16 protein-coding genes are annotated in these 19,401 nt (G+C 66.9%); 6 read left to right on the top strand and 10 right to left on the bottom strand.

Going from position 1 to position 19,401, the window contains the following annotated elements:
• Positions 1-15: 15 nt before the first annotated feature.
• Positions 16-2,709 carry a LuxR C-terminal-related transcriptional regulator gene (locus tag CQ050_RS22195; RefSeq protein ID WP_105558982.1) on the bottom strand — a complete coding sequence of 898 codons (2,694 nt, stop codon included), beginning with the start codon at positions 2,707-2,709 and terminating at the stop codon, positions 16-18.
• Between the two features lie 176 nt (positions 2,710-2,885).
• Between CQ050_RS22195 and CQ050_RS22190 the strand changes: the two genes are divergently transcribed.
• Genes CQ050_RS22190 through CQ050_RS22180 form a run of 3 tightly spaced genes read left to right on the top strand, consistent with a single transcriptional unit; the run spans position 2,886 to position 6,636 of the window.
• Positions 2,886-4,115 carry an ABC transporter substrate-binding protein gene (locus CQ050_RS22190; RefSeq protein WP_105558981.1) on the top strand — a complete coding sequence of 410 codons (1,230 nt, stop codon included), beginning with the start codon at positions 2,886-2,888 and terminating at the stop codon, positions 4,113-4,115.
• A complete protein-coding gene (locus CQ050_RS22185) occupies positions 4,112-5,218 on the top strand; it encodes an alcohol dehydrogenase catalytic domain-containing protein (protein ID WP_105558980.1) in 1,107 nt (368 codons plus the stop codon). The genes CQ050_RS22190 and CQ050_RS22185 overlap by 4 nt, the downstream gene beginning before the upstream one ends.
• A complete protein-coding gene (locus CQ050_RS22180; protein WP_199196898.1) occupies positions 5,215-6,636 on the top strand; it encodes an aldehyde dehydrogenase family protein in 1,422 nt (473 codons plus the stop codon). The genes CQ050_RS22185 and CQ050_RS22180 overlap by 4 nt, the downstream gene beginning before the upstream one ends.
• Before the next feature lie 4 nt (positions 6,637-6,640).
• Here CQ050_RS22180 and CQ050_RS22175 read toward each other — a convergent pair whose 3' ends face one another.
• The gene (locus tag CQ050_RS22175) at positions 6,641-7,861 is read right to left on the bottom strand and encodes an MFS transporter (RefSeq protein ID WP_105558979.1); all 1,221 of its coding nucleotides are present in this window, start codon (positions 7,859-7,861) and stop codon (positions 6,641-6,643) included.
• Positions 7,862-7,958: 97 nt separating this feature from the next.
• On the opposite strand from CQ050_RS22175, the gene CQ050_RS22170 reads away from it, so the two are divergent.
• A complete protein-coding gene (locus CQ050_RS22170; protein ID WP_105558978.1) occupies positions 7,959-8,894 on the top strand; it encodes a LysR family transcriptional regulator in 936 nt (311 codons plus the stop codon).
• A gap of 67 nt (positions 8,895-8,961) precedes the next feature.
• Here CQ050_RS22170 and CQ050_RS22165 read toward each other — a convergent pair whose 3' ends face one another.
• The 3 genes from CQ050_RS22165 to CQ050_RS22155 all read right to left on the bottom strand — a co-directional run bounded on the left by CQ050_RS22165 (position 8,962) and on the right by CQ050_RS22155 (position 11,608).
• Positions 8,962-9,918: an ornithine cyclodeaminase family protein gene (locus CQ050_RS22165; protein ID WP_105558977.1), complete on the bottom strand. Its 957-nt coding sequence runs from the start codon at positions 9,916-9,918 to the stop codon at positions 8,962-8,964.
• A 61-nt stretch (positions 9,919-9,979) separates the two neighbouring features.
• A complete protein-coding gene (locus tag CQ050_RS22160) occupies positions 9,980-10,912 on the bottom strand; it encodes an N-carbamoyl-D-amino-acid hydrolase (RefSeq protein WP_199196900.1) in 933 nt (310 codons plus the stop codon).
• 270 nt (positions 10,913-11,182) lie between these two features.
• Positions 11,183-11,608 (bottom strand): Lrp/AsnC family transcriptional regulator, encoded by a 426-nt coding sequence (locus tag CQ050_RS22155; protein ID WP_006226764.1) that lies wholly within the window; start codon positions 11,606-11,608, stop codon positions 11,183-11,185.
• 124 nt (positions 11,609-11,732) lie between these two features.
• Here CQ050_RS22155 and CQ050_RS22150 point away from each other — a divergent pair, with 124 nt between their 5' ends.
• A complete protein-coding gene (locus CQ050_RS22150) occupies positions 11,733-12,785 on the top strand; it encodes an ornithine cyclodeaminase (protein WP_105558975.1) in 1,053 nt (350 codons plus the stop codon).
• Positions 12,786-12,963: 178 nt separating this feature from the next.
• Positions 12,964-14,454: an EAL domain-containing protein gene (locus CQ050_RS22145; RefSeq protein ID WP_105558974.1), complete on the top strand. Its 1,491-nt coding sequence runs from the start codon at positions 12,964-12,966 to the stop codon at positions 14,452-14,454.
• An 18-nt stretch (positions 14,455-14,472) separates the two neighbouring features.
• On the opposite strand, the gene CQ050_RS22140 is transcribed toward CQ050_RS22145, so the two are convergent.
• The 5 genes from CQ050_RS22140 to CQ050_RS22120 form a co-directional block, all read right to left on the bottom strand.
• On the bottom strand, positions 14,473-14,685 hold the full coding sequence (locus CQ050_RS22140) for a DUF1059 domain-containing protein (protein ID WP_105558973.1): 213 nt from the start codon (positions 14,683-14,685) through the stop codon (positions 14,473-14,475).
• 222 nt (positions 14,686-14,907) lie between these two features.
• Positions 14,908-15,804: a LysR substrate-binding domain-containing protein gene (locus CQ050_RS22135; RefSeq protein WP_105558972.1), complete on the bottom strand. Its 897-nt coding sequence runs from the start codon at positions 15,802-15,804 to the stop codon at positions 14,908-14,910.
• Between the two features lie 73 nt (positions 15,805-15,877).
• Positions 15,878-16,774, bottom strand: coding sequence for an ABC transporter permease (locus tag CQ050_RS22130; RefSeq protein ID WP_199196897.1), 897 nt, complete (start codon positions 16,772-16,774; stop codon positions 15,878-15,880).
• A gap of 2 nt (positions 16,775-16,776) precedes the next feature.
• Positions 16,777-17,727: an ABC transporter permease gene (locus CQ050_RS22125; RefSeq protein WP_088589915.1), complete on the bottom strand. Its 951-nt coding sequence runs from the start codon at positions 17,725-17,727 to the stop codon at positions 16,777-16,779.
• Between the two features lie 17 nt (positions 17,728-17,744).
• A complete protein-coding gene (locus CQ050_RS22120) occupies positions 17,745-19,388 on the bottom strand; it encodes a peptide ABC transporter substrate-binding protein (RefSeq protein ID WP_105558971.1) in 1,644 nt (547 codons plus the stop codon).
• Positions 19,389-19,401 lie beyond the last annotated feature (13 nt).

The following is a 19,401-nucleotide window of genomic DNA, read 5'->3' as shown; positions in this document are numbered from 1 at the left end:
GCCGCAGCGCGCCGCCTAGAGCAGCCCCGCGCTGCGGGCGCGCGCCACGGCCTGGGTCCGGCTGTCCGCGCTGAGCTTGACGTTCAGATGGCGCAGGTGGGTGCGCACGGTGCTCTCCGAGACGAACAATTGTTGGGCGATCGCGCTGTTGGAATGGCCTTCGGCCAACAGGCGCAGCACGCGCAGTTCCTTCGGTGTCAGGGCTTCCGCGCGATCGGGGCCGGGCGCGGGCGCAACGGCGTCGGCGTCGGCGGGCGCCTGCGCCTGAAAGCGCGCCCACCAGTCGCGCGCGCCGTCGGACGTCATGCCGGCGCGGCCCGCCGGCGTGGCGGCGTGGCGATGGATCAGGCGATGTAGCAAGGCGCCCTCATCCACCAGCACCCGGCACAGGCCTTCCGCCTGCGCGATGGCGATCACCGCAGTTAACTGGTCGCCGGCCTTCGCGTCCTCTCCTGCCCGGTCCAGCGCCACCGCGCGGAACAGCTGCAGCTTGTACGCCCGGCGCATGCGCCGCGTGGCTTCCGCCTGGCCGATGTCCAGGTCCAGCTGGCGCAGCGCGGTACCCGGGTCGCCCGCGTATGCCTCCCACCGCAAACGGCCAAGCCGGGGCGTCAGCAGATCGTTGGCGGGCAGGCGCAACGCTTCCACCCGGCTCCACAAGTCCGCATCGTCGGCGCGCCGCAGCTCGTCGCGCGCCGCTTGCGGGTGGCCTTGCAACAACAGCACGCGCGCGCGTTCGACGCGGGCGCTAGCCGCAATGCGCGGCAGGCGCCGCTGGTGGCCCAGGTATTCCAGTTCGCCCAGCAAGTAGAAGGTCTGCTCGACATCGCCGTCGTAGAACGCCACGCGCGACAGCATCAGGTAGCCCATGATCAGATGGTCGGGGTGCGCCACGTCGCGGCCCAGCGGCACATAAACCTGCAATAGCCGCGCGGCCTGCGCCAGGTCGCCCGTTTCGTACACCCACGCGGCGTACAGCACGCCGGCCCAGGCGTTGCCGTTGGCCTGGCCATAGGCGCCGTTGCGAGTGGCGCGCACCGCCATGCGAAAGCGCGCGCCCGCCTGCCTCATGCGTCCTTCCTGCAGATCGATGATGCCCTCCACCGCCTCGGAGTACATCAGATTGAATGTGCCGGCTGCGCCGCCTTGCGCGCGGCGGGCGGTGTCCAGCAGCATGCGCGCTTCGTGATACCGGCCCAGCACCGCTGCGACGTTGGCCATGGCGTTGGCCAGCGCCGTTTCGGTGAACGACAACGTGGCGCCCAGCGCCTGGACGCTGGGCATGCCGATGGCGTAGGCGTCTTCTTGCCGATCCATCATCGACAACAGCAGCGGCTGCAGCGCCCGCACGTGCGCCTGCACGCCGGGATCGGGGCTGCGGGCAAGACCCAGGTCTTCCAATTGCTGCGAGGCCTCGCTAGGGCCGCGCGTAAAGCACGTGGCCCATATCTGCACCGCCAGCAGATGCGGCCGCGTGGCCAGCACCGCAGGCGGGACTTGCGTGAACCACCGCGCCAGCAGCCGCATGCGGCCCTCGGCCAGGAGGGCGTCCGCATGGGTCTGCAGCAGCGACAAGGCGCGCTCGAAGTCGCCGCCGTCAATCGCGTGGTCGATGGCGGGAACGGGCCGGCCCTGTTCGGCGTACCAGCGCGAAGCGGCCAGATGCAGCCGCGCGATATCGCCGGGCGCTTGCGCCCGCAACTGTGATTGCAGGTAGCTGGCGAACAGGCTGTGATAGCGGTAGTGGCGCGCGTCCGTGGCCGAACGCGTCAGCAGCACGTGGCCATGCTCCAGCTGCGCAAGCAGCCGCGCGCAGTCCAGGTCCGGCAACAGCGCCTGGCATAGCGGCGCGCTTAGCTGCTTGAGCAGGCTGGTGTGCAGCAAGAAGCGCTGCAGCTCGGGCGGTTGGCTGGCCAACACGTCTTCAGCCAGATAGTCGGCCACGGATTGGTCGCTGCCTGAAAAGCGCTCGATAAAGGCGGCGGCGGACGGCTGGCGCGACAGGCTGGCGCCGGCCAGGCATAGCGCGGCGATCCAGCCTTCGGTCTTGCGATGCAGTTGCGCCACCTCGGCAGGCGTCAGCGCCGGCAGGCGGCGCGAAAAGAAATGGTGCGCTTCGTCCACGGAAAAGCAGAGCTGCGCGGCATCGATCTCCAGCAGCTGGTCGGCGGCGCGCAGCCGTCCCAGCGCCAGGCCGGGCGTATGCCTCGACCCGATCAACAGCCGGCCATGCGCGGGCAGGCTGCCGATCAGGTCCTGGACCAAGTCCAGCACGGCGGGCGCGGTGATGGCTTCGAATTCGTCCAGGATCAGCGCAAAGGGCGCGGACTGCGATGCGACGGCTTCGACCAGCGCCAGGGCCAGCGTGTCGTCCGGCCCGCCGCCTTCGCGCAACGAGGCCGCGGCGGCGCCCGACAGCGGGCCCAGCGCCGCCGTCAGGCACCGCAGGAACCGCGACAGGTCATTGTCGGCGCGGTCCAGCGTCAGCCACGCCGTGCGCATGGGCCGCGCCAGCATCAGCGCCTGGCATTGCGCCAGCAACGTCGTCTTGCCATAGCCCGCCGGACCCCGCGCCACGACGACCTTGGGTCCGTCCGGGCGGCAGATCTGTTCGCATAGCCGCTGCCGGGCGATGTGGTCGCCGTGAGGCGCCGGCGCGCTGAACTTGCCGCTGGCCAGCGCGTGTTCCACCGAATACGAATGACGCATGAGCTGCCTGTGGGACGAAGGGTCTGTGCAGTGCGGCATCGCCCCGGGTTAACCCGCGCGGAACTGAAAAATCGTCGCTTTGGACGAAGGCGAAAACGCGTGCCTACGATACAAAAGGACGCTCCCCAGAGCAATACGCCGCATAGACGGCGCCAACCGACAACGGAGACAAGTCCATGGCAATTCTGAAACTGACGTTCGCGCTGGCGGGCGCGGCCCTGGCCGCTGGCAGCGCGCAGGCGCAACCCGCGGCGGGCCCCGTGAAAATCGGCGTCATGGCCGACATGAGTTCGGCGTATTCGGACATCGGCGGCAAGGGTCTTGTCGAAGCGGCGCGCATGGCGGTACAGGACTTCGGCGGCTCGGTGCTAGGCAAACCGATCGAACTGGTGTTCACCGACGGGCAGAACAAGGTCGACGTGGCCAGCGCGGCTGCGCGCCGCTGGATCGACCAGGACGGCGTGGACATGATCACCGACCTGCCCACATCGGCGCTGGCCCTGGCCATCAGTGAATTGGGCCGGGAAAAGAAGAAAGTCGTCATGGTGACCAGCGCGTCCACGTCGGAGCTGACGGGCAAGGCGTGTTCGCCCTACACGGTGCACTGGACCTACGACACCTACGCACTGGCCAACGGCACGGGCGCGGCGGTGACGGACCAGGGCGGAAAGAACTGGTACTTCCTGACGGCGGATTATTCGTTCGGCTACGCCTTGCAGGGCGACGCGTCGGCCGTCATCGAAAAAAAGGGAGGCAAAGTGCTGGGTGCGGTGCGCTCGCCGTTGAACTCGCCGGATTTCAGCTCCTATCTGTTGCAGGCGCAAAGCTCCAAGGCCGGCATCATCGGCCTGGCGCTGGGCGGCAACGACGTCATCAGCGCCATCAAACAGGCGGCCGACTTCGGCATCGGGCGCCCGGGCAGCCCGCAGAAGCTGGTGGCGTTGCTGGCGTTTCTATCAGACGTGAAGTCCATCGGCTTGCCGTTGGGGCAGGGGCTGCTGCTGACCGAGGCCTTCTACTGGGATCAGACCGACGCCACGCGCGCCTGGTCGCAACGCTTCCAGGACAAGGTGGGCCGCAAGCCCACCATGACGCAGGCGGGCACGTACGGCGCGGTCACGCACTACCTGAACGCCGTGAAGGCCGCAGGCACCAAAGACGCCGACGCGGTCATGGCGAAGATGCGCGAGACGCCCGTCAACGACTTCATGACTAAAAACGGCACGCTGCGCGTGGACGGCCGCGTCGTGCGCGACATGTACCTGTTCCAGGTGAAGAAGCCCGAGGAATCCAAGGGGGAATGGGACCTCTACAAGCAGGTCGCCATGATCCCCGGCGACGTGGCGTTCCGTCCGCTGGACAAGGGCGGCTGCGCGCTGGCCAAAGCCGCCGGAGGCGCGGAATGATCAGCTACGACGTTGCGGCGTTCGGCGAGCCGCTGGCCCGTCATGAATGTCCAACGCCGGCCCCGGCCGGCGCACAGGTGTTGTTGCGGGTGCTGGCGGCGGGCGTGTGCCACACCGATATCCATACCTGGGAAGGCGCTTACGACCTGGGGGGCGAGAAGCGCCTGCGCATGGCGCAGCGTGGCGTGACGCTGCCGTTGACGCTGGGCCATGAAACCGTGGGCGAAGTCGTCGCGGCCGGTCCCGATGCGCCAGATGTGCGGCCAGGGCAACGCTTTCTGGTCTACCCGTGGATTGGTTGCGGCGAATGCAAGGTGTGCCGCCGCGGCCGCGAAAACCTGTGCGCCGCGCCGCGGTTCCTGGGCATCTTCCGGCCGGGCGGCTATAGCGATCACATCATGGTGCCGGACGCGCGCTATCTGGTCGGCATCGGCGACCTGTCGCCCGCCCAGGCCGCGCCCTATGCCTGTTCGGGACTGACGACGTACAGCGCCATCCAGAAGATCCCGGCCGAGGTGTTGAAAGAAGAGAGCGTCGTGGTGGTGGGCGCGGGCGGCCTGGGCCTGATGTGCGTTACCTTGCTGTGCGCGCTGGGTTGCCGGAATGTCGTCGTGCTGGAGCCCGACGGCGCGCGACGGGGCGCGGCGCTGGCGGCCGGGGCACACGCGGCGGTGGATGCCCGTGCGACGGATGCGCCGGATCAGGTGCGGCAGGCGGCTGGCGCCGTCTGGGCAGTGATCGATTGCGTGGGGGCGGCGGCGACCGTGCAGCAAGGCATGGACCTGCTGACCAAAGGCGGGCAGTTGATCCTGGTTGGCCTGTTCGGCGGCGAACTTACCGTGTCGCCCGCGCTGATCCCCATGCGCGCCATCAGCATCGAAGGGTCCTACATTGGAAACCTGGACGAACTCAAGGCGCTGATGACGCTGGTGCGCGAGCGCAAACCCCGCGCCATTCCCACGGCATGCCGGTGCCTGGACGATGCGCAATCCGCCCTGGCCGACCTGGCTGCGGGGCGCGTCGTGGGACGGCTGTTGCTTACCCCCGGTGCGCTCGGCGCCGATGCGGCCTCTATCACCTCTTCTCAGGCTAATCACCCATGACGTTGAATCTGGATTCCGATTACACGATGACGCTGGACGGCCGCGGCGAGTCTTCCGCGCAGACCTTCGATGTGTTGAACCCGGCCACGGAGGCGCGCATTGCCGCGGCGCCCGACGCGTCGCTCGAACAATTGAACGCCGCGATCGCCGCCGCGCGCGCCGCGTTCGGCCCGTGGCGCGACCGGCCCATCGCCGAGCGCCAGCAGGCCTTGCGTGCGATGGCGGACCGCCTGGAGGCGCATGCCGACGGGTTCATGCGCCTGTTGACGCGTGAACAAGGCAAGCCCCATGCGGACGCCAGGTCGGAAGTGGGCCGGTGCGTCGTGTGGCTGCGCGAATTTGCCGCGCGCGAGCTGCCGGTGGACCGCTATGACGACGGCGCGGGCCATCTGTTTGAAACGCGGCGCGTCGCGATCGGTGTAGTGGCGGCGATCTCGCCCTGGAACTTCCCGATGACGCTGGCCATCTGGAAAATCGCGCCCGCGCTGCTGGCGGGCAACACGGTGGTGCTCAAGCCTTCGCCGTACACGCCGCTGACTTCGCTGAAGATGGGCGAGCTGTTCCGCGATGTGTTGCCGCCCGGCGTGCTGAACGTGATCAGTGGCGGCGACCGTCTGGGGCCGTGGCTGACCGAGCATCCGGGTATCGACAAGATCGCCTTCACCGGGTCGACGGTCACGGGCCGCCGCGTGATGCAAAGCGCCTCGGCGCGTCTGAAGCGCGTGACCCTGGAACTGGGCGGCAACGACGCCGCCATCGTGCTGCCCGATGTGGACGTGAAAGACACGGCGGCCAAGCTGTTCTGGGGCGCGTTCCGCAATTCGTCGCAGTATTGCCTGGCCACCAAGCGCCTGTACGTGCACGAGTCCATTTACGACGCCTTCGCCGATGCGCTGGCAACGGTCGCGGCCGGGGTGGTGGTGGGCGACGGCGCGCAGCCCGGCACGGGGCTGGGCCCGATCCAGAACCGGGTCCAATACGAGCGCGTGAAGGAGTTGATCGCCGATGCCCACCGCACCGGCGTGCGCTTTCTGACGGGCGGAGACGTGCCCGAGGGCAAGGGCTATTTCGTGCCGGTCACCATCCTGGACAACCCGCCCGATGATGCGCGCAGCGTGGTGGAAGAGGCGTTTGGCCCGGTGCTGCCCTTGCTGAAGTACCGCGACGTCGACGAGGCCGTCCGCCGCGCCAACGACACCGAGTATGGGCTGGGCGGGTCGGTCTGGTCCCGTGATGTGGCCCGGGCGCAGGCCATCGCCCGTCGGCTGGAAACCGGCACGGTGTGGATCAACCACATCCATGTCATGTCGCCAAACGTGGCCTTTGGCGGCCACAAGCAGTCCGGCGTGGGCGTGGAGAACGCGTTGGACGGACTGCTGGAATACACCAACGTGCAGACGGTGTCGGTGCTGGCCTAGGCGCTTATGCCGCGCAGCGGCTGGCGGTGCGGTTGCGGCAGACGCCTGGCCACACCCGCAGGGCCAGCGCCGCGGCCGCCGCGCCGGTTGCCACCAACGTAACGCCAGTCCAGCCCCATTGGGCCAGCGCCAGGCTGCCCAGCGCGCCGCCGGCGGCCATGCCGATGAACACGCCCGTCATCAGGATGGCGTTGAGCCGGCTGCGGGCGGCGGGGTCGATGCCGTAGACGATGCTTTGATGCGCGATCAGCGACGTCTGAATGCCCAGGTCGAACCCGATGGCGCTGCCCGCGATCAACCACAGCGCGGCATGCGGCGGCAGCAGCGGCAACAGGAACATCGCGGCGAACGACACCATGGTCAGCCCGGCGCCCAGGCTGGCGACGGCTTGCGGACCCCGCGTGTCGGCCACCCGGCCGGCCAGCGGCGCGGCCAGGGCGCCGGCCGCGCCCGCCAGGCCGAACGCGCCTGCGGCGCCCGCGCCCAGGTGGAACGGCGCGCCGTGGAGCATCACGGCCAGGGTCGACCAGAACGCGCTGAAACCCAAAGACAGCAAGCCTTGCGCCATGGCGGCGCGGCGCAGCGCCGGATGTTGACGCCACAGGGTCGCAAGCGAGCCCAGCAGGGCACGGTAAGCCAGTTGCGTGGTGGGGACGAAACGCGGCAGGCCGCGCCAGAGCGCCACGCCCAGCGCCACGATGGTCACGGCCGCGGCGACGAACATCGCGCGCCAGCCGAACTGTTCGGCCACGAAACCGCTGACCACCCGCGAAAGCAGGATGCCCAGCAGCAGGCCGGTCATGACGGTGCCGACGATCTTGCCCCGTGATTCGGCCGGCGCCAGGTGGGCGGCGGCCGGCACGATGTCTTGCGCCAGCGTGGCCGACAGGCCCACGGCGAAGCTGGCCGCCAGCAGCAGGCCGATGGACGGCGCCACGGCGGCCGCCAGCAGCGCCAGGCTCAGCACCGCCGCCTTGATCAGAATGATGTGCTTGCGGTCGTGGCGGTCGCCCAGCGGCGCCAGCAGCAGAATGCCAAAGGCATAGCCCAGCTGTGTCAGCGTGGGAATCCAGCCCAACGTCGCGGCGCTGGCGTCGATGTCCGCGCCCAGCACGCCCAGCATGGGTTGGCTGTAATACAGGGACGCAACCGCCAGGCCAGCGCCGACGGCAAGAAGAAGAACCAGGCTGCGGGACAGGGCAGCGGGAGAAGTCCGGGAGGTCATGTTGGCTATCCGATGGATCAGGTACGGAACGGATTCTGGGCGCCGCGCCCCGGTTTTGGTAGCCGATCCCAAGGTACATCCGTTATACGATAGACGTATGACCACCTCAGCCCTGAACGCCGCGGCCGGCACCGACCGCCTCCTGCTGATCGAAACTTTCGTGCGCATCGTCGAGGCGGGCAGCCTGTCGGCCGCCGCCGCGCAGATGGGGGGCACGCAGCCCACGGTCAGCCGGCGGTTGCAGTTGCTGGAACGCACGATGGGCGTGCGGCTGCTGCAGCGGTCCACCCATGCGATCCGCCTGACGGAAGATGGCCAGCGCTGCTATGAGCGCGCCAAGGACCTGATCGCCACCTGGCAGTCGTTTGAAAGCGAGGTGCGGGGCGCGGGCGATGAACCCATCGGCACGCTGCGCGTAGTGGCGCCGCATGCCTTCGGTCAGGACCAGTTCGTCGAGCCGCTGGCAAGGTACCTGCAGCAGTATCCGAACATGAGGGTGGAATGGCTGTTGCACGACCGCATGCCCGACCTGATCGCCGAGAACGTGGATTGCGCGATCCGCGTGGGGGCGGTCACCGACCCGTCGGTGATCGCCGTGAAGCTGGGCGACGTTCCGCGCATCGTCGTCGCGTCGCCCGCCTTGCTGCAAGGCGCGCCCGTGCCGCAACGGCCCGCCGAGTTGGCGCGCCTGCCCTGGCTGGCGCTGCGCACGTTCTACCGCACCGAAGTCAGCCTGACGCATTGCGGGTCGGGCGACGCCGAACGTTTCGGCATCCAGCCGCGGCTGTCCACCGATGGCTTGCATGCGCTGCGCAAGGCGGCCGTGCTGGGACTGGGCGTGGCGCTGGGGTCGGCGTGGGCCATGCAGGAAGACCTGGCGGCGGGCCGGCTGGTGCATCTGGCGCCGCAATGGCAGGCGGACCCGCTGCCGGTGTCCCTGGTCTATGCGCCCTCTCGTTTCCAGCCCGCGCGGCTGCGCCGCTTCATCGAAACCATGCGCGAACACCTGCCCATGGAATTAGCCGGCGGTTGACGCAACCTGCGCGTCTCCGTTGAGACGGGCGGGCCTGCCAATGCGGCGCCACCCGTCACATCGGTGTCTACGAGGCCTTGGCGCTATCTGATGCTTGCACCGCTTCATAGACCAGCGTGGCCAGCGTCAGGTCTTCCAGCGCGCTGCCCACCGCCTTGAACACCGTGATCTCTTGCGCGTTGCGCCGGCCCGGGCGTTCCCCCGTCGTCAACTGGCGCAAGTCGCCCTGGATGGCCTCGCGCGTCAACACGCCGGCCTCGAACGCGGATAGCAGGTCGCCCGATTTGGTCGGCGCCTCGTCGGTATCCACATAGACGGTCGTGCCGTCGAAGCAGGCGGCGTCGGTCTCGCGCATTTCGGGTTTGAAACTGCCGATCAGGTCCAGGTGCGTGCCGGGGCGCAGCCATGCGCCCTGGATCAGCGGCACCGTGGACAAGGTGGCGCAGCTGATGATGTCCGCGTCGCGAGCGGCCGCTTCCAGGTCGGTCGTGGCCTGGGCGTCGAAACCCTGTTCGCGCAAGCCTTGCGCCAGCGCTTCGGCGCCCGCGGCTCGCACGTTCCACACCCGCACGCGCTGGATGGGGCGCACCGTGCGCATGGCCTGCGCCACCAGCCCGGCGATGCGGCCCGAACCCACGATCAGAAGCGTGCTGGCGTCCGGGCGGGCCAGGTAGTCCGCGCCCAGCGCGGCGGCGCCGGCCGTGCGGTAGACGGTGACGATATCGCCGTCCACCTGGGCGATGGGCACGCCGGTCCTGGCGCTGTACAGGTTGTACGTCGCGTGCAGGCCCGGCAGGCCCAGGTGCGTGTTTTCGGGAAAGATGTTGATGATCTTCACGCCAAAATAGCCACGCTCGCTCCAGGCCGGCATGATCAGCGACGTGCCATGGGCCGTGCCGGACTGAATGGCGTGGACATGCCGCCCGGGCACCGTCGCGCCGTCGCGGAAAGCCTCGCGCAAGGCGGGGATGACGGCGTCAAAGGACAGGGCGTCCCGGGTCTGTTCCGTGTCGATGAAGCGCATGGGATCACTGCCTGAAAGGGGTCAATCAATCAAAGGGCCGCAGGCAGTCTAGCACCGCGCCTTATTCGATCGGCGCCACCGGCAGCGGGTCGCCGGCGCCCGTGCGCTCCGTGATCAGCTTGTAGTGGTGCGGGCTGCGGTGTTTGGCGAAATTGAAGACGTGGTCGCGAAATAGCTGGCCCATGCCCAGGTCGATCTTTGCCGTGATGACTTCGTCTTCTTCGCCGCTTGCGCGCGCCACGATCTCGCCGGAAGGCGCCACGATCATCGAACTGCCAATCATGTGGTGGCCATCTTCGTGACCGCACTTGGCCGCGGCGCCGACCCACACCGCGTTCTGGTAGGCGCTGGCTTGCAGGACGATCTCGTGCGTGGTGGTGCGCAGGTGCGCTGGCTCGTTCCAATGGATGTTGAGCGACGGCGTGTTATAGCCCAGCACGATCAATTCCGCGCTTTGCAGTGACATTACCCGGTACGTTTCGGGCCAGCGCCGGTCATTGCACAGGCACATGCCGATCTTGACGTCGTTGGTTTCCCACACGCCGAAGCCCAGGTCGCCTACTTCGAAGAACTTCTTCTCCAGGTGTTGGAAGGGCGCGCCAACCTTGTGGTCCGAATGGCCCGGCAGATGGATCTTGCGGTACTTGCCGATGATCTTGCCGCGGCGGTCCACCAGAATGGCCGTGTTGAACTGACGGCCTTCCGGCGTCAGTTCTGCATAGCCCAGATAAAAGCCGATGCCGAGTTCGCGGGCGGTGTCGAACAGCGGCTGCACGTCGGCGTTGGGCATCGTCTTTTCGAAGAAGCGGTCCACGGCCTCGGCGTCTTCCATCCAATAGCGCGGGAAGAACGTCGTCAATGCCAACTCGGGGAATACGACGAATTCCGCCTGCCGGGCGGCGGCCTCGCGCATCATCTCGACCATCCGGCGCACCACGGTGGCGCGGGTATCGGCAAGGTTCACGGCGCCCATCTGGGCGACCGCCAAGCCCATTTTTCGGGCGGGGGTGGCGTGGCTCATGGTGTCAATCTCCGGAAAATTTCAGCCTGCAAGCATGCATGCGCGTGCCGAAATCCGATAGCGGAGGGGACACCGCCGCGACGCGGGGCGGTACGCGTGCCCGCTGCCGCTAAGGCGCTGATTGGATTGATATTTTGCGGGAGGGGCGGCCCCGCGTCCGGGGGCGGGCATAACGCCAGCTGATAGACGGCATGCAAAGTTCTATATGGGGTTTACCCGCTATTTCCGGCGGGCGCCTGCGCCCTAGAACGCTTTGAACGTCTTCAGGTGGATGCTGGTTTCCGTGGCTGAAATGCCCTTCAGCGTGCGCAGGCGGTCCAGCACTTCGGACAACTGTTCGATGGTGGGCACGCGCAATTCGGCCAGCAGGTCCCAGCGGCCGTTGGTGTCGTGCAGGCCGGCGACGCTGGGTTCGCCCATCAGCAGGTTCACGATCTTGCGGGTTTCATGGCCTTCGACGGCGATGCTCATCCAGGCCACGATGTCTTCGGTTTCGACCTCGGGGCGCAACCGCACGGTATAGCCGACGATGATGCCCCGCTCTTCCAGTTTGCGGATGCGGTTGTCGATGGTGCCGCGCGACACATCCAGCTTCTTCGCCAGCGTGGCGACCGATAAGCGGGCATTGGCGCGCAACAGCCCCAGCAGACTCTGGTCTAACGTGTCCATTGTGAAAAGTGCTAAATATTGCTGTCGTATTGCCAGAATCTTAGCGTTTCGTATTGAATGTTGTCACTATGAATTGGTTTGGCCGTCCGCCAGAATTTCTATTCCATAACTAGGGGAGAACATTTTGACGACACTGCTGACGACTTCGGACGTAGCCAACATCGTGGCCCTGCAAGGGCCGCGCAAGGTCTTCACCGCCCTGCTGGACTATGTGCTGGCCGACTTTCTGCGATGGCAGGAATTCGATAAATGCCCACGCGTGGCCAGCCATTCCGCCGCCGGCGTCATCGAACTGATGCCCACCGCCGACAACGAGCTCTACAGCTTCAAGTTCGTGAACGGCCACCCTGGCAACCCGCTGGCCGGCCTGTCGACCGTGATGGCCTTCGGCGCCCTGGCGCAAGTCAGCACGGGCGAACCGCTGCTGATCAGCGAACTGACCCTGACCACCGCCTTGCGCACCGCCGTGACCTCTGCCTTGGCCGCGCGCGCCCTGGCCCGGCCGGATTCCCGCACGATGGCGCTGATCGGCAACGGCGCGCAGGCCGAATTCCAGGCGTTGGCGTTCCATTACATCCTTGGCATCGACACGCTGCACGTCTATGACGTGGACCCCGAGGCCACGCGCAAGCTGGAAAGCAACCTGGCCGCCGTCGCGCCGTCCCTGCGCGTGGTGCGTTTCGACGGCACGGCCCAGGCCGTGCAGGGCGCCGACATCGTCACCACGGTGACGGCCGACAAGGCCTACGCCACCATTCTGACGGCCGACATGGTCAAGCCCGGCATGCACATCAATGCCTTGGGCGGTGACTGCCCGGGCAAGACGGAACTGCATGCCGACGTGCTGCGCATGGGCCCGGTATTTGTCGAATACGAACCGCAGACGCGTATTGAAGGCGATCTGCAACAGATGCCCGCTGACTTCGCCGTGACGGAGCTGTGGCGTGTCCTGACCGGCCAGCGCGGCGGCCGCCAAAGCGCTGCCGACGTGACCATCTTTGACTCGGTCGGCTTTGCGCTGGAAGACTTTTCGGCCCTGCGTTGGCTGCGCGATAGCGCGGCCCGGCACGGCATCGGCGCTTGCATTGAAGTGGCGCCGCACTTGCAGGACCCCAAGAACCTGTTCAACGTGGTGCGCACGGCCCGCAGCGGCCAGCCCGCCCTGGCGCAACGCTAGGCTCGGGCAGTTTTCGCTAAAAAGAGACGCCCGTTGCCGATGATGGGCGTTTTTTTCTGGGTGGAAGGACGGGTTCCGGTTACATTGCCTTACGCGCTGTTCTCCGTCGTGGATACGCGCGGTGCCAGCGTCCCCTTCCTTGATGTCACGTTTCCGAATTGCGGCTGCAGTCCTGTCGATGTCGACGCTGGGTTTCCTGGCGGGACTGGCAACCGGACGTCTGATCGAAGTCAACCAGGTCGACGACAGGCTTGCCGGGCACAATACGCGGCTGCTGGCGCACGCCGTGCGCGTGACCCAGGAAAGCCAACGCCTCATCCAGGCGGCCACGCATAGCGCCGACCTGTGTTCGGAGTCCGACGTGGCCACGTTGCGGGTGCTGCTGTTCAATGCGACGTTCCTGCGTGACATTGGCCGCCTGAGCGACGGCATGCTGGTGTGTTCCGCTGCGTGGGGCGTGCTGGCCGCGCCCCACGCCCTGCCCCCCGCCACCTTCACCACAAGCACCGGAACCTCCTTGTGGACCGGGGCCGCCAATATCATCGACCGCCGCATCATCGGGGACATGGCGGCACGCAACGACGTGATCGTGTTCACGGCGCCGGGCGCCTTCGATGGGTTCCCGGAGCCCGGTTCAGGGATCGATGCCCTGGTGATGACCCGCGACGGCGCGCATGTTTTCCGCCGCTTTGGCCGTACGGACGGCCTGGCGCTCTATCGCGGCGACAGCCCGTCTGAAAACAGTTTGCGGGCCGAGCGCCTGATCGCGGAATGCGCCCCGCCCGCGACCTCCGATACATGCGCGGTGTCGCGCGTCAGCTCGCATGACTGGTTCACGTTGCCCGCGCTGATCCTGGCGTGCACGGGCGCGCTGGCAGGGGGCTTGCTGGCCGGCCTGTGCGTGTTGTGGCGTCAGCAGGCCAAGAGCGAGCGGGCCGCGCTGCGCAAAGCCATCCGCCGCGGCGGCGTGCAAGTCCGTTATCAGCCGCTGCGCGAGCTGTCGACGCGCCGCCTGGTCGGCGTCGAGGCGCTGGCGCGCTGGCGGGCGCGCGACGGATCGGAGGTGCCTCCCGCGCTGTTCGTGCCGTTGGCCGAAGAGATGGGCCTGGGCCGCGAGTTGTCCCGCGTGGTGACGCAGCAAGCGCTGCAGGATCTTGCCGGCCGGCTGCGGGACGCCGCCGGGTTCTACGTCAGCATCAACGTGTCGGCGCAAGACCTTCAGGACGATGCCTACCCCGACTTCCTGCTGCGCACCGTGAACGAACAAGGCATTGCCCCGCCGCGCGTGGCGCTGGAAATCACCGAAGGCTCGCCGCTGTCGGACGGTCACGTGCGGGGCATCGTCCGGACCTTGCAGCGCCAGGGGTTCCGTATCCTGATCGACGACTTTGGCACCGGAAATTCCAACTTGAACTACCTGGCCGAAATGCAGGCCGACGCCATCAAGCTGGACCGCCGTTTCACGCAGGCCATCGGCGCGGAACCGGCGGGCACGCTCATCATTGACCATGTCATCGATATCTCGCGCGCGTTGGGCGTGGGGCTGATCGTCGAAGGCATCGAAACCGAAGCCCAAGCGCAATATCTGTCGGCGCGCCAACCGGCGGCCGTCGGCCAGGGATGGCTGTTGGGCCGGGCGGTGAGGCCGGAGGACATCCCGCCGGAATGAGCCCCGCGCCGTCAAACCTCAAACTCGGGCCGGCGCTTCCGCCGGCGGCGAGCCGTCATGGAACATGCCCTTGAGCTGCGTGCGCAGTTCCGGTGAATCCGTGTGCTTATGCACCGTGGTGGCATGCTGCACGGCGGCTTCCAGCAATTCATCGTCGGAATCCGCCGCCAGCGCCACCGAGCAGTTCATCTCGCTCGGGTACTCGCGGCAGTCGATGTATTTACGGGTCATGGCGTTCTCCCGACGCAGCGCGCCAAGGGCGGCTTGCGTGATGGAACATCCGACGCGCGGCGTGGAGGGCATCGGGCCGATGGCGCGTCGCAGCGCGCCCGATGGTGAGAAAAGTATAGGCTTGTCGGCGCCGGGTTGGGGCCCGGAATGCGGGGTCGGCCCCTGTTTGACGCCGGTTGGTGGGGGCGCGCCGAGCGGGGTTTCCGCAGGGCGCGACAGGCGCTAGGCGTAGGACGCGATGATGGCCTTGGATTCCACCAGCTCGCTGACGATCCAGTCTTCCACCAGTTTGACCTGCCTGCGATGGCGCAGCGCGGGTTGGCGCACCAGGTAATACGACACGCCGGTAGGTACCGCGCGGCGAAGCGGCACGACGACCCGGCCATCCCGGATGGCTTGATCGGCCAGCACGACGTCCGCGATGGCCACGCCCAGGCCGGCCTCGGCGGCGCTCAACGCCATGTCCAGCGCGTCGAAATCCAGGCCGCCTCGGGTGAATAGGTCGATGCCGGTCTTCTCGGACCACGTGATCCAGTCCTGGTGATCCGGCAGAGGATGCAGCAGCGTGGATTCCTGCAAGCCGCGCTCGGGGTCGGCCGCATCGATATGGCCGGGCGCGCACACCGGCACGATCCATTCGGCGTAGAGCTCGGTGGCGTCTTCGTGCGAAAAATTGCCCAGCGCGTAACGGATCCCCAAGTCGGAATCCGTCTCGTCGGCCGTCATGTCGTTGAGCCGCGTGCGCACCACGACCTTGATCATCGGGTACTGCTCGTGGAAGCGCCGCAGCCGGGGGAAAAGCCAGCGCAGCGCGAAGGTGGGGATCACCCGCAGCGTGACGATGTCCTGGTCGGTGTGCGTGGGGTCGATGGCGTTGGCGATATGGTCGAACGCTTCTTTCACCGTGGTGGCCAGCTTGCGCCCGGCCTCGGTGATCTCCAGGCCGCTATGGGTGCGCAGGAACAGCGTTTGCCCCAATTGTTCTTCCAGGATGCGCACCTGGCGGCTGACCGCGCTTTCGCTGACATTCAGGATCTGGGCGGCCTTCTTGACGCTGGTATGGGCCGCCACGACTTCAAAGCAGCGTAGCGCGTTCAGCGAGGGCAGGCGTCGGTGCATCCCATTCTCCAGGGCTTGGGGGTTAGGCTCGGCTCGGATCAAGGGGTACCGGCTGGCGCGCCCGTGGCATTCGTCACTGGCTGCGCGGCTCGAGTATATTGCGCAGCCCTTCGCCCATGAAATTCACGCTGGTCACGGTCAGCGCGATCGCCACGCCGGGCACGATCGCCAGCCAGGGCGCCGATGTCAGGTAGATCTGGGCGTTGTTCAGCATGTTGCCCAGGCTGGCGACCGGTGGCTGGATGCCATAGCCCAGATAACTGACGTAGGATTCAAGCAGGATGGCGCGCGCCACGTTCAGCGTGGCGACGATGATGATCGGGCCCATGGCATTGGGCAGCAGTTCGACGACCATGATGCGCAGGCCCGAAGCGCCTGCGGTCCGGGCCGCGGCGACGTACTCCGTGTTGCGCAGCGACCGGTACTGGCCTTCGACCAAACGCGCCACTTCCATCCAGCAGGTGGCCGAAATCAGGATGGTCGTCGAGACAATGCCCGGCTTGACCAGCATGGCCAGGGCCAGGATCAGGAAGATGGTCGGGAACGCCAGCATGGCGTCGACAAAGCGCATCAGCAGGGCGCCCACGAAACCGCGCCGGTAGCCGGCGACCATTCCCACAAGGGTGCCGATCACCACCGAAATCAGCATGGCCGCGAATCCAATCACAAGCGAGATCCGCCCGCCGGCCATCAGGCGGGCCAGCACATCGCGCCCCAGTTCGTCCGTGCCCAGCAGGTGGCCGCCCGTAAGCGGCGGGGCAAAGCGGTTCAGCACGTCGATATAGCTGGCGTCCAGCTTCAGGACCAGCGGCCCCGCGAAGCACAGCAGAATCATCAGGACAAGGGTGGCGGCGCCGGCCGCCGCCAGCTTGTGGCGGGTCACGCGGCGCCAGCCGGCACGCAGGCCGCCCGGTGGACAGTACGGCGCGCCCGCCGCGGCCGTTTCGGGAATTCCAGGAGCTTTCATCATGCTCAATCCATCCGGATACGAGGGTCGGCGATGGCGTACAGCACATCGGCCAGCAGCGAGCCCAGCATCACCATGATGGCGGACAGCATCAGAATTCCCATCACCACGGGGTAGTCGCGGTACTCAAGCGAATCGAAGAACAGGCGGCCCATGCCGGGCCAGCTGAAGACCGTTTCGGTGATCAGCGCGCCGCCCAGCAAGGTGGGGAATTGCAGCCCGACAAGGGTGATCATGGGCAGCAGCGCATTGCGCAACGCGTGCGACAGGATGATGGCGCGGCCGCCCGCGCCCTTGGCGCGCGCGGTGCGGATGTAATCCTGCTCCAGCGTCTCGATCATGGACGAACGCATGAAGCGCGCCCACACCGCGGTCTCGACCAGCGCCAGCACCATGACCGGCGCGATCATGTGGTGCGCCAGGTCCAGAAACGAACCGTCGCCGAACGTCTGCTGGTTGCCGGCCGGCAGCCAGCCCAGCTTGATGGAAAACAGGTAGATCGCCATCAGGCCGAACCAGAATGTCGGGATGGACAACGCGATCATCGCGCCCACCGACGACAGCGCGTCCATCAGGGAATGCCGGCGGACCGCGCCCCAGATGCCGATCATGCCGCCCAGCAGCGCGGCGATGACGGTGGACACCGCCATCAGCGACAACGTCGCCCCGATGTGCGATCCGATGGTGGCCAGCACGCCGATGCCGTCCCGGTACGACGCGCCCCAGTCGCCACGCACCATGCGCAGCAACCAGTCTCCGTACTGGATCAGGAAGGGGCGGTCCAGCCCCATGCTGCGGGTCAGGCGGTCGATATCCTCTTGCGCCATGTTCGACGATTGCGCCAGCTGCGACAGCGGGCCACCGGGCGACAGGTACAGGATGCCGAAGCCGATCAGCGAAACCAACAGCAGCAGCACCAGGGATTGGCCGCCGCGCTTAAGCAGGTATTGGGTCATCTGGAGGTTCCGGCCCGTCAGCTTGCCCAGTACCAGCTGCGCATGTTCCAGCAGTTGGATGAGCTGTTGATATTGTTTTCGTAGCCGACGAGCTTGTCCTTGACGGCTTCAATGATGACCGTTTGGGAAACGGGCAACAGCACCAGGTCGCTCCTGACGATCTCCTGGATCCGATGATAGATGCGCTTGCGCTCGTCCAGGTTGAATTCCCGGGTGCCCTGCAACAGCAACTGGTCCATTTCCGGATTCTGGTATTGGTAGGTGTTCAGGCCGCTACCGCCCTTGGCAGGAATCGACGCGCTGGAAAAGCGTGCGGTCACGTCGGGGTCGCTGCCCTGGAGGAAGTTGGACGCCACCATCACCGACTGGTATTGCGACTTCTGCCAGAAATTGCCCCAGATGACGGCGGCGGGCATGTTTTCGATGGTCATCTCCACGCCGATCTGCCGCCAGTCCTGCATCAGCAACTGCTGGGATTGCTCGCGCGCTTGCGCGCCCGCCGTCGTGGAATTGGAGAAGGCCAGACGCTGGCCGTTCTTCACGCGGATGCCGTCGCTGCCCGGCACCCAGCCAGCCGCATCCAGCAAAGCGCGGGCGGCCTTCGGGTCGTAGCGGTGCGCGGGCAGTGCGTCGTTGTAGGCCCAGTGGCCCTTGGGCACATAGGATTCCGTCGGCAGCGGCCGGCCCTGATAGATGGCCTTGATGCGCGCTTCCTTGTTCATGCCCAGGTACAGGGCTTCGCGCACGGACTTGTCCGCGAACGGGGCGAAACCCAGGTTCAACGCGACGTGCTCGATGAATGGGGTGGGTACCGGCATGATGCGCGCACCGCGCAGCTTGGCCGCCTCTTGTTCGAAGCTGGGCTGAATGCCGGACAAGCCCAAATAGTCGATCTGCCCGCTACGGAACTGCGTATACAGCATCGTCTGGTCGGGGATGTACTTGAAGATCACCCGCAGCAGATAGGGGCCCTGGCCATGGTAGGCCGGGTTGCGTTCCAGCTGGATGTGGTCGCCGGCGCGGCGCGCGCCCCAGCGGAAGGGGCCGGTGCCGACGGGCGCCTGGTTATACGGCGCGGTATTGGGATCGGCGGCCGTGCCCAGGATGTGCTCCGGCACCATGAAGGTCTGGGACAACACGGACATGTAGGGCGTGAAGCTGCTTTCCATGCGCCAGTGGATCTCATCGTCCGCGACCACGGTGATGTCGCGCACCAGGGAATGGCCGACGCGGTTGCGGGCGCGGAACGCCGGGTTATTGATTAATTCCAGCGTGTACTTCACGTCGCGCGCGGTGAACGGCTTGCCGTCGTGCCAGGTCGCGCCCGCACGGAGCTTCACTTTCCAGACCAGCCCGTCGGCCGACAGCCCGCCGTTGGCAACCGACGGCACCTCGCGCGCCAGGTCCGGCACGGTATTGCCTTGCCCGTCGATGAACCACAAGGGGCTGAACAGCTGCCACCAGACGCCCTGGTCGACTTCGCTGCCCGGCATCAGCGGGTTGAATACCGTGGGTTCTTGTGAAATGCCGGCGATCACCTGGCCGCGCGGCGCGGCGGGCGGCGTCGGCGCCGATTGCGCCCAGGCGGGCGCCGCCAGCAGCGTGCCGGCGGTGGCCGACAATTTCAGGAAGTCGCGTTTGGAGAGCTTATGGTGGATCATGGCTTCCGTTTCC

The sequence above is a fragment of the Achromobacter sp. MYb9 genome (assembly GCF_002975275.1).
Classification (GTDB): Bacteria; Pseudomonadota; Gammaproteobacteria; order Burkholderiales; family Burkholderiaceae_B; genus Achromobacter.
This window is presented reverse-complemented; position numbering and strand designations above follow the sequence as displayed.

What these genes read in the sequence shown, in the direction of transcription:
- CQ050_RS22195 (WP_105558982.1), bottom strand. Translation starts at nt 2,709, where the DNA reads ATGCGTCATTCGTATTCGGTGGAACACGCGCTGGCCAGCGGCAAGTTC.
- CQ050_RS22190 (WP_105558981.1), top strand. Translation starts at nt 2,886, where the DNA reads ATGGCAATTCTGAAACTGACGTTCGCGCTGGCGGGCGCGGCCCTGGCC.
- CQ050_RS22185 (WP_105558980.1), top strand. Translation starts at nt 4,112, where the DNA reads ATGATCAGCTACGACGTTGCGGCGTTCGGCGAGCCGCTGGCCCGTCAT.
- CQ050_RS22180 (WP_199196898.1), top strand. Translation starts at nt 5,215, where the DNA reads ATGACGTTGAATCTGGATTCCGATTACACGATGACGCTGGACGGCCGC.
- CQ050_RS22175 (WP_105558979.1), bottom strand. Translation starts at nt 7,861, where the DNA reads ATGACCTCCCGGACTTCTCCCGCTGCCCTGTCCCGCAGCCTGGTTCTT.
- CQ050_RS22170 (WP_105558978.1), top strand. Translation starts at nt 7,959, where the DNA reads ATGACCACCTCAGCCCTGAACGCCGCGGCCGGCACCGACCGCCTCCTG.
- CQ050_RS22165 (WP_105558977.1), bottom strand. Translation starts at nt 9,918, where the DNA reads ATGCGCTTCATCGACACGGAACAGACCCGGGACGCCCTGTCCTTTGAC.
- CQ050_RS22160 (WP_199196900.1), bottom strand. Translation starts at nt 10,912, where the DNA reads ATGGGCTTGGCGGTCGCCCAGATGGGCGCCGTGAACCTTGCCGATACC.
- CQ050_RS22155 (WP_006226764.1), bottom strand. Translation starts at nt 11,608, where the DNA reads ATGGACACGTTAGACCAGAGTCTGCTGGGGCTGTTGCGCGCCAATGCC.
- CQ050_RS22145 (WP_105558974.1), top strand. Translation starts at nt 12,964, where the DNA reads ATGTCGACGCTGGGTTTCCTGGCGGGACTGGCAACCGGACGTCTGATC.
- CQ050_RS22140 (WP_105558973.1), bottom strand. Translation starts at nt 14,685, where the DNA reads ATGACCCGTAAATACATCGACTGCCGCGAGTACCCGAGCGAGATGAAC.
- CQ050_RS22135 (WP_105558972.1), bottom strand. Translation starts at nt 15,804, where the DNA reads ATGCACCGACGCCTGCCCTCGCTGAACGCGCTACGCTGCTTTGAAGTC.
- CQ050_RS22130 (WP_199196897.1), bottom strand. Translation starts at nt 16,774, where the DNA reads ATGATGAAAGCTCCTGGAATTCCCGAAACGGCCGCGGCGGGCGCGCCG.
- CQ050_RS22125 (WP_088589915.1), bottom strand. Translation starts at nt 17,727, where the DNA reads ATGACCCAATACCTGCTTAAGCGCGGCGGCCAATCCCTGGTGCTGCTG.
- CQ050_RS22120 (WP_105558971.1), bottom strand. Translation starts at nt 19,388, where the DNA reads ATGATCCACCATAAGCTCTCCAAACGCGACTTCCTGAAATTGTCGGCC.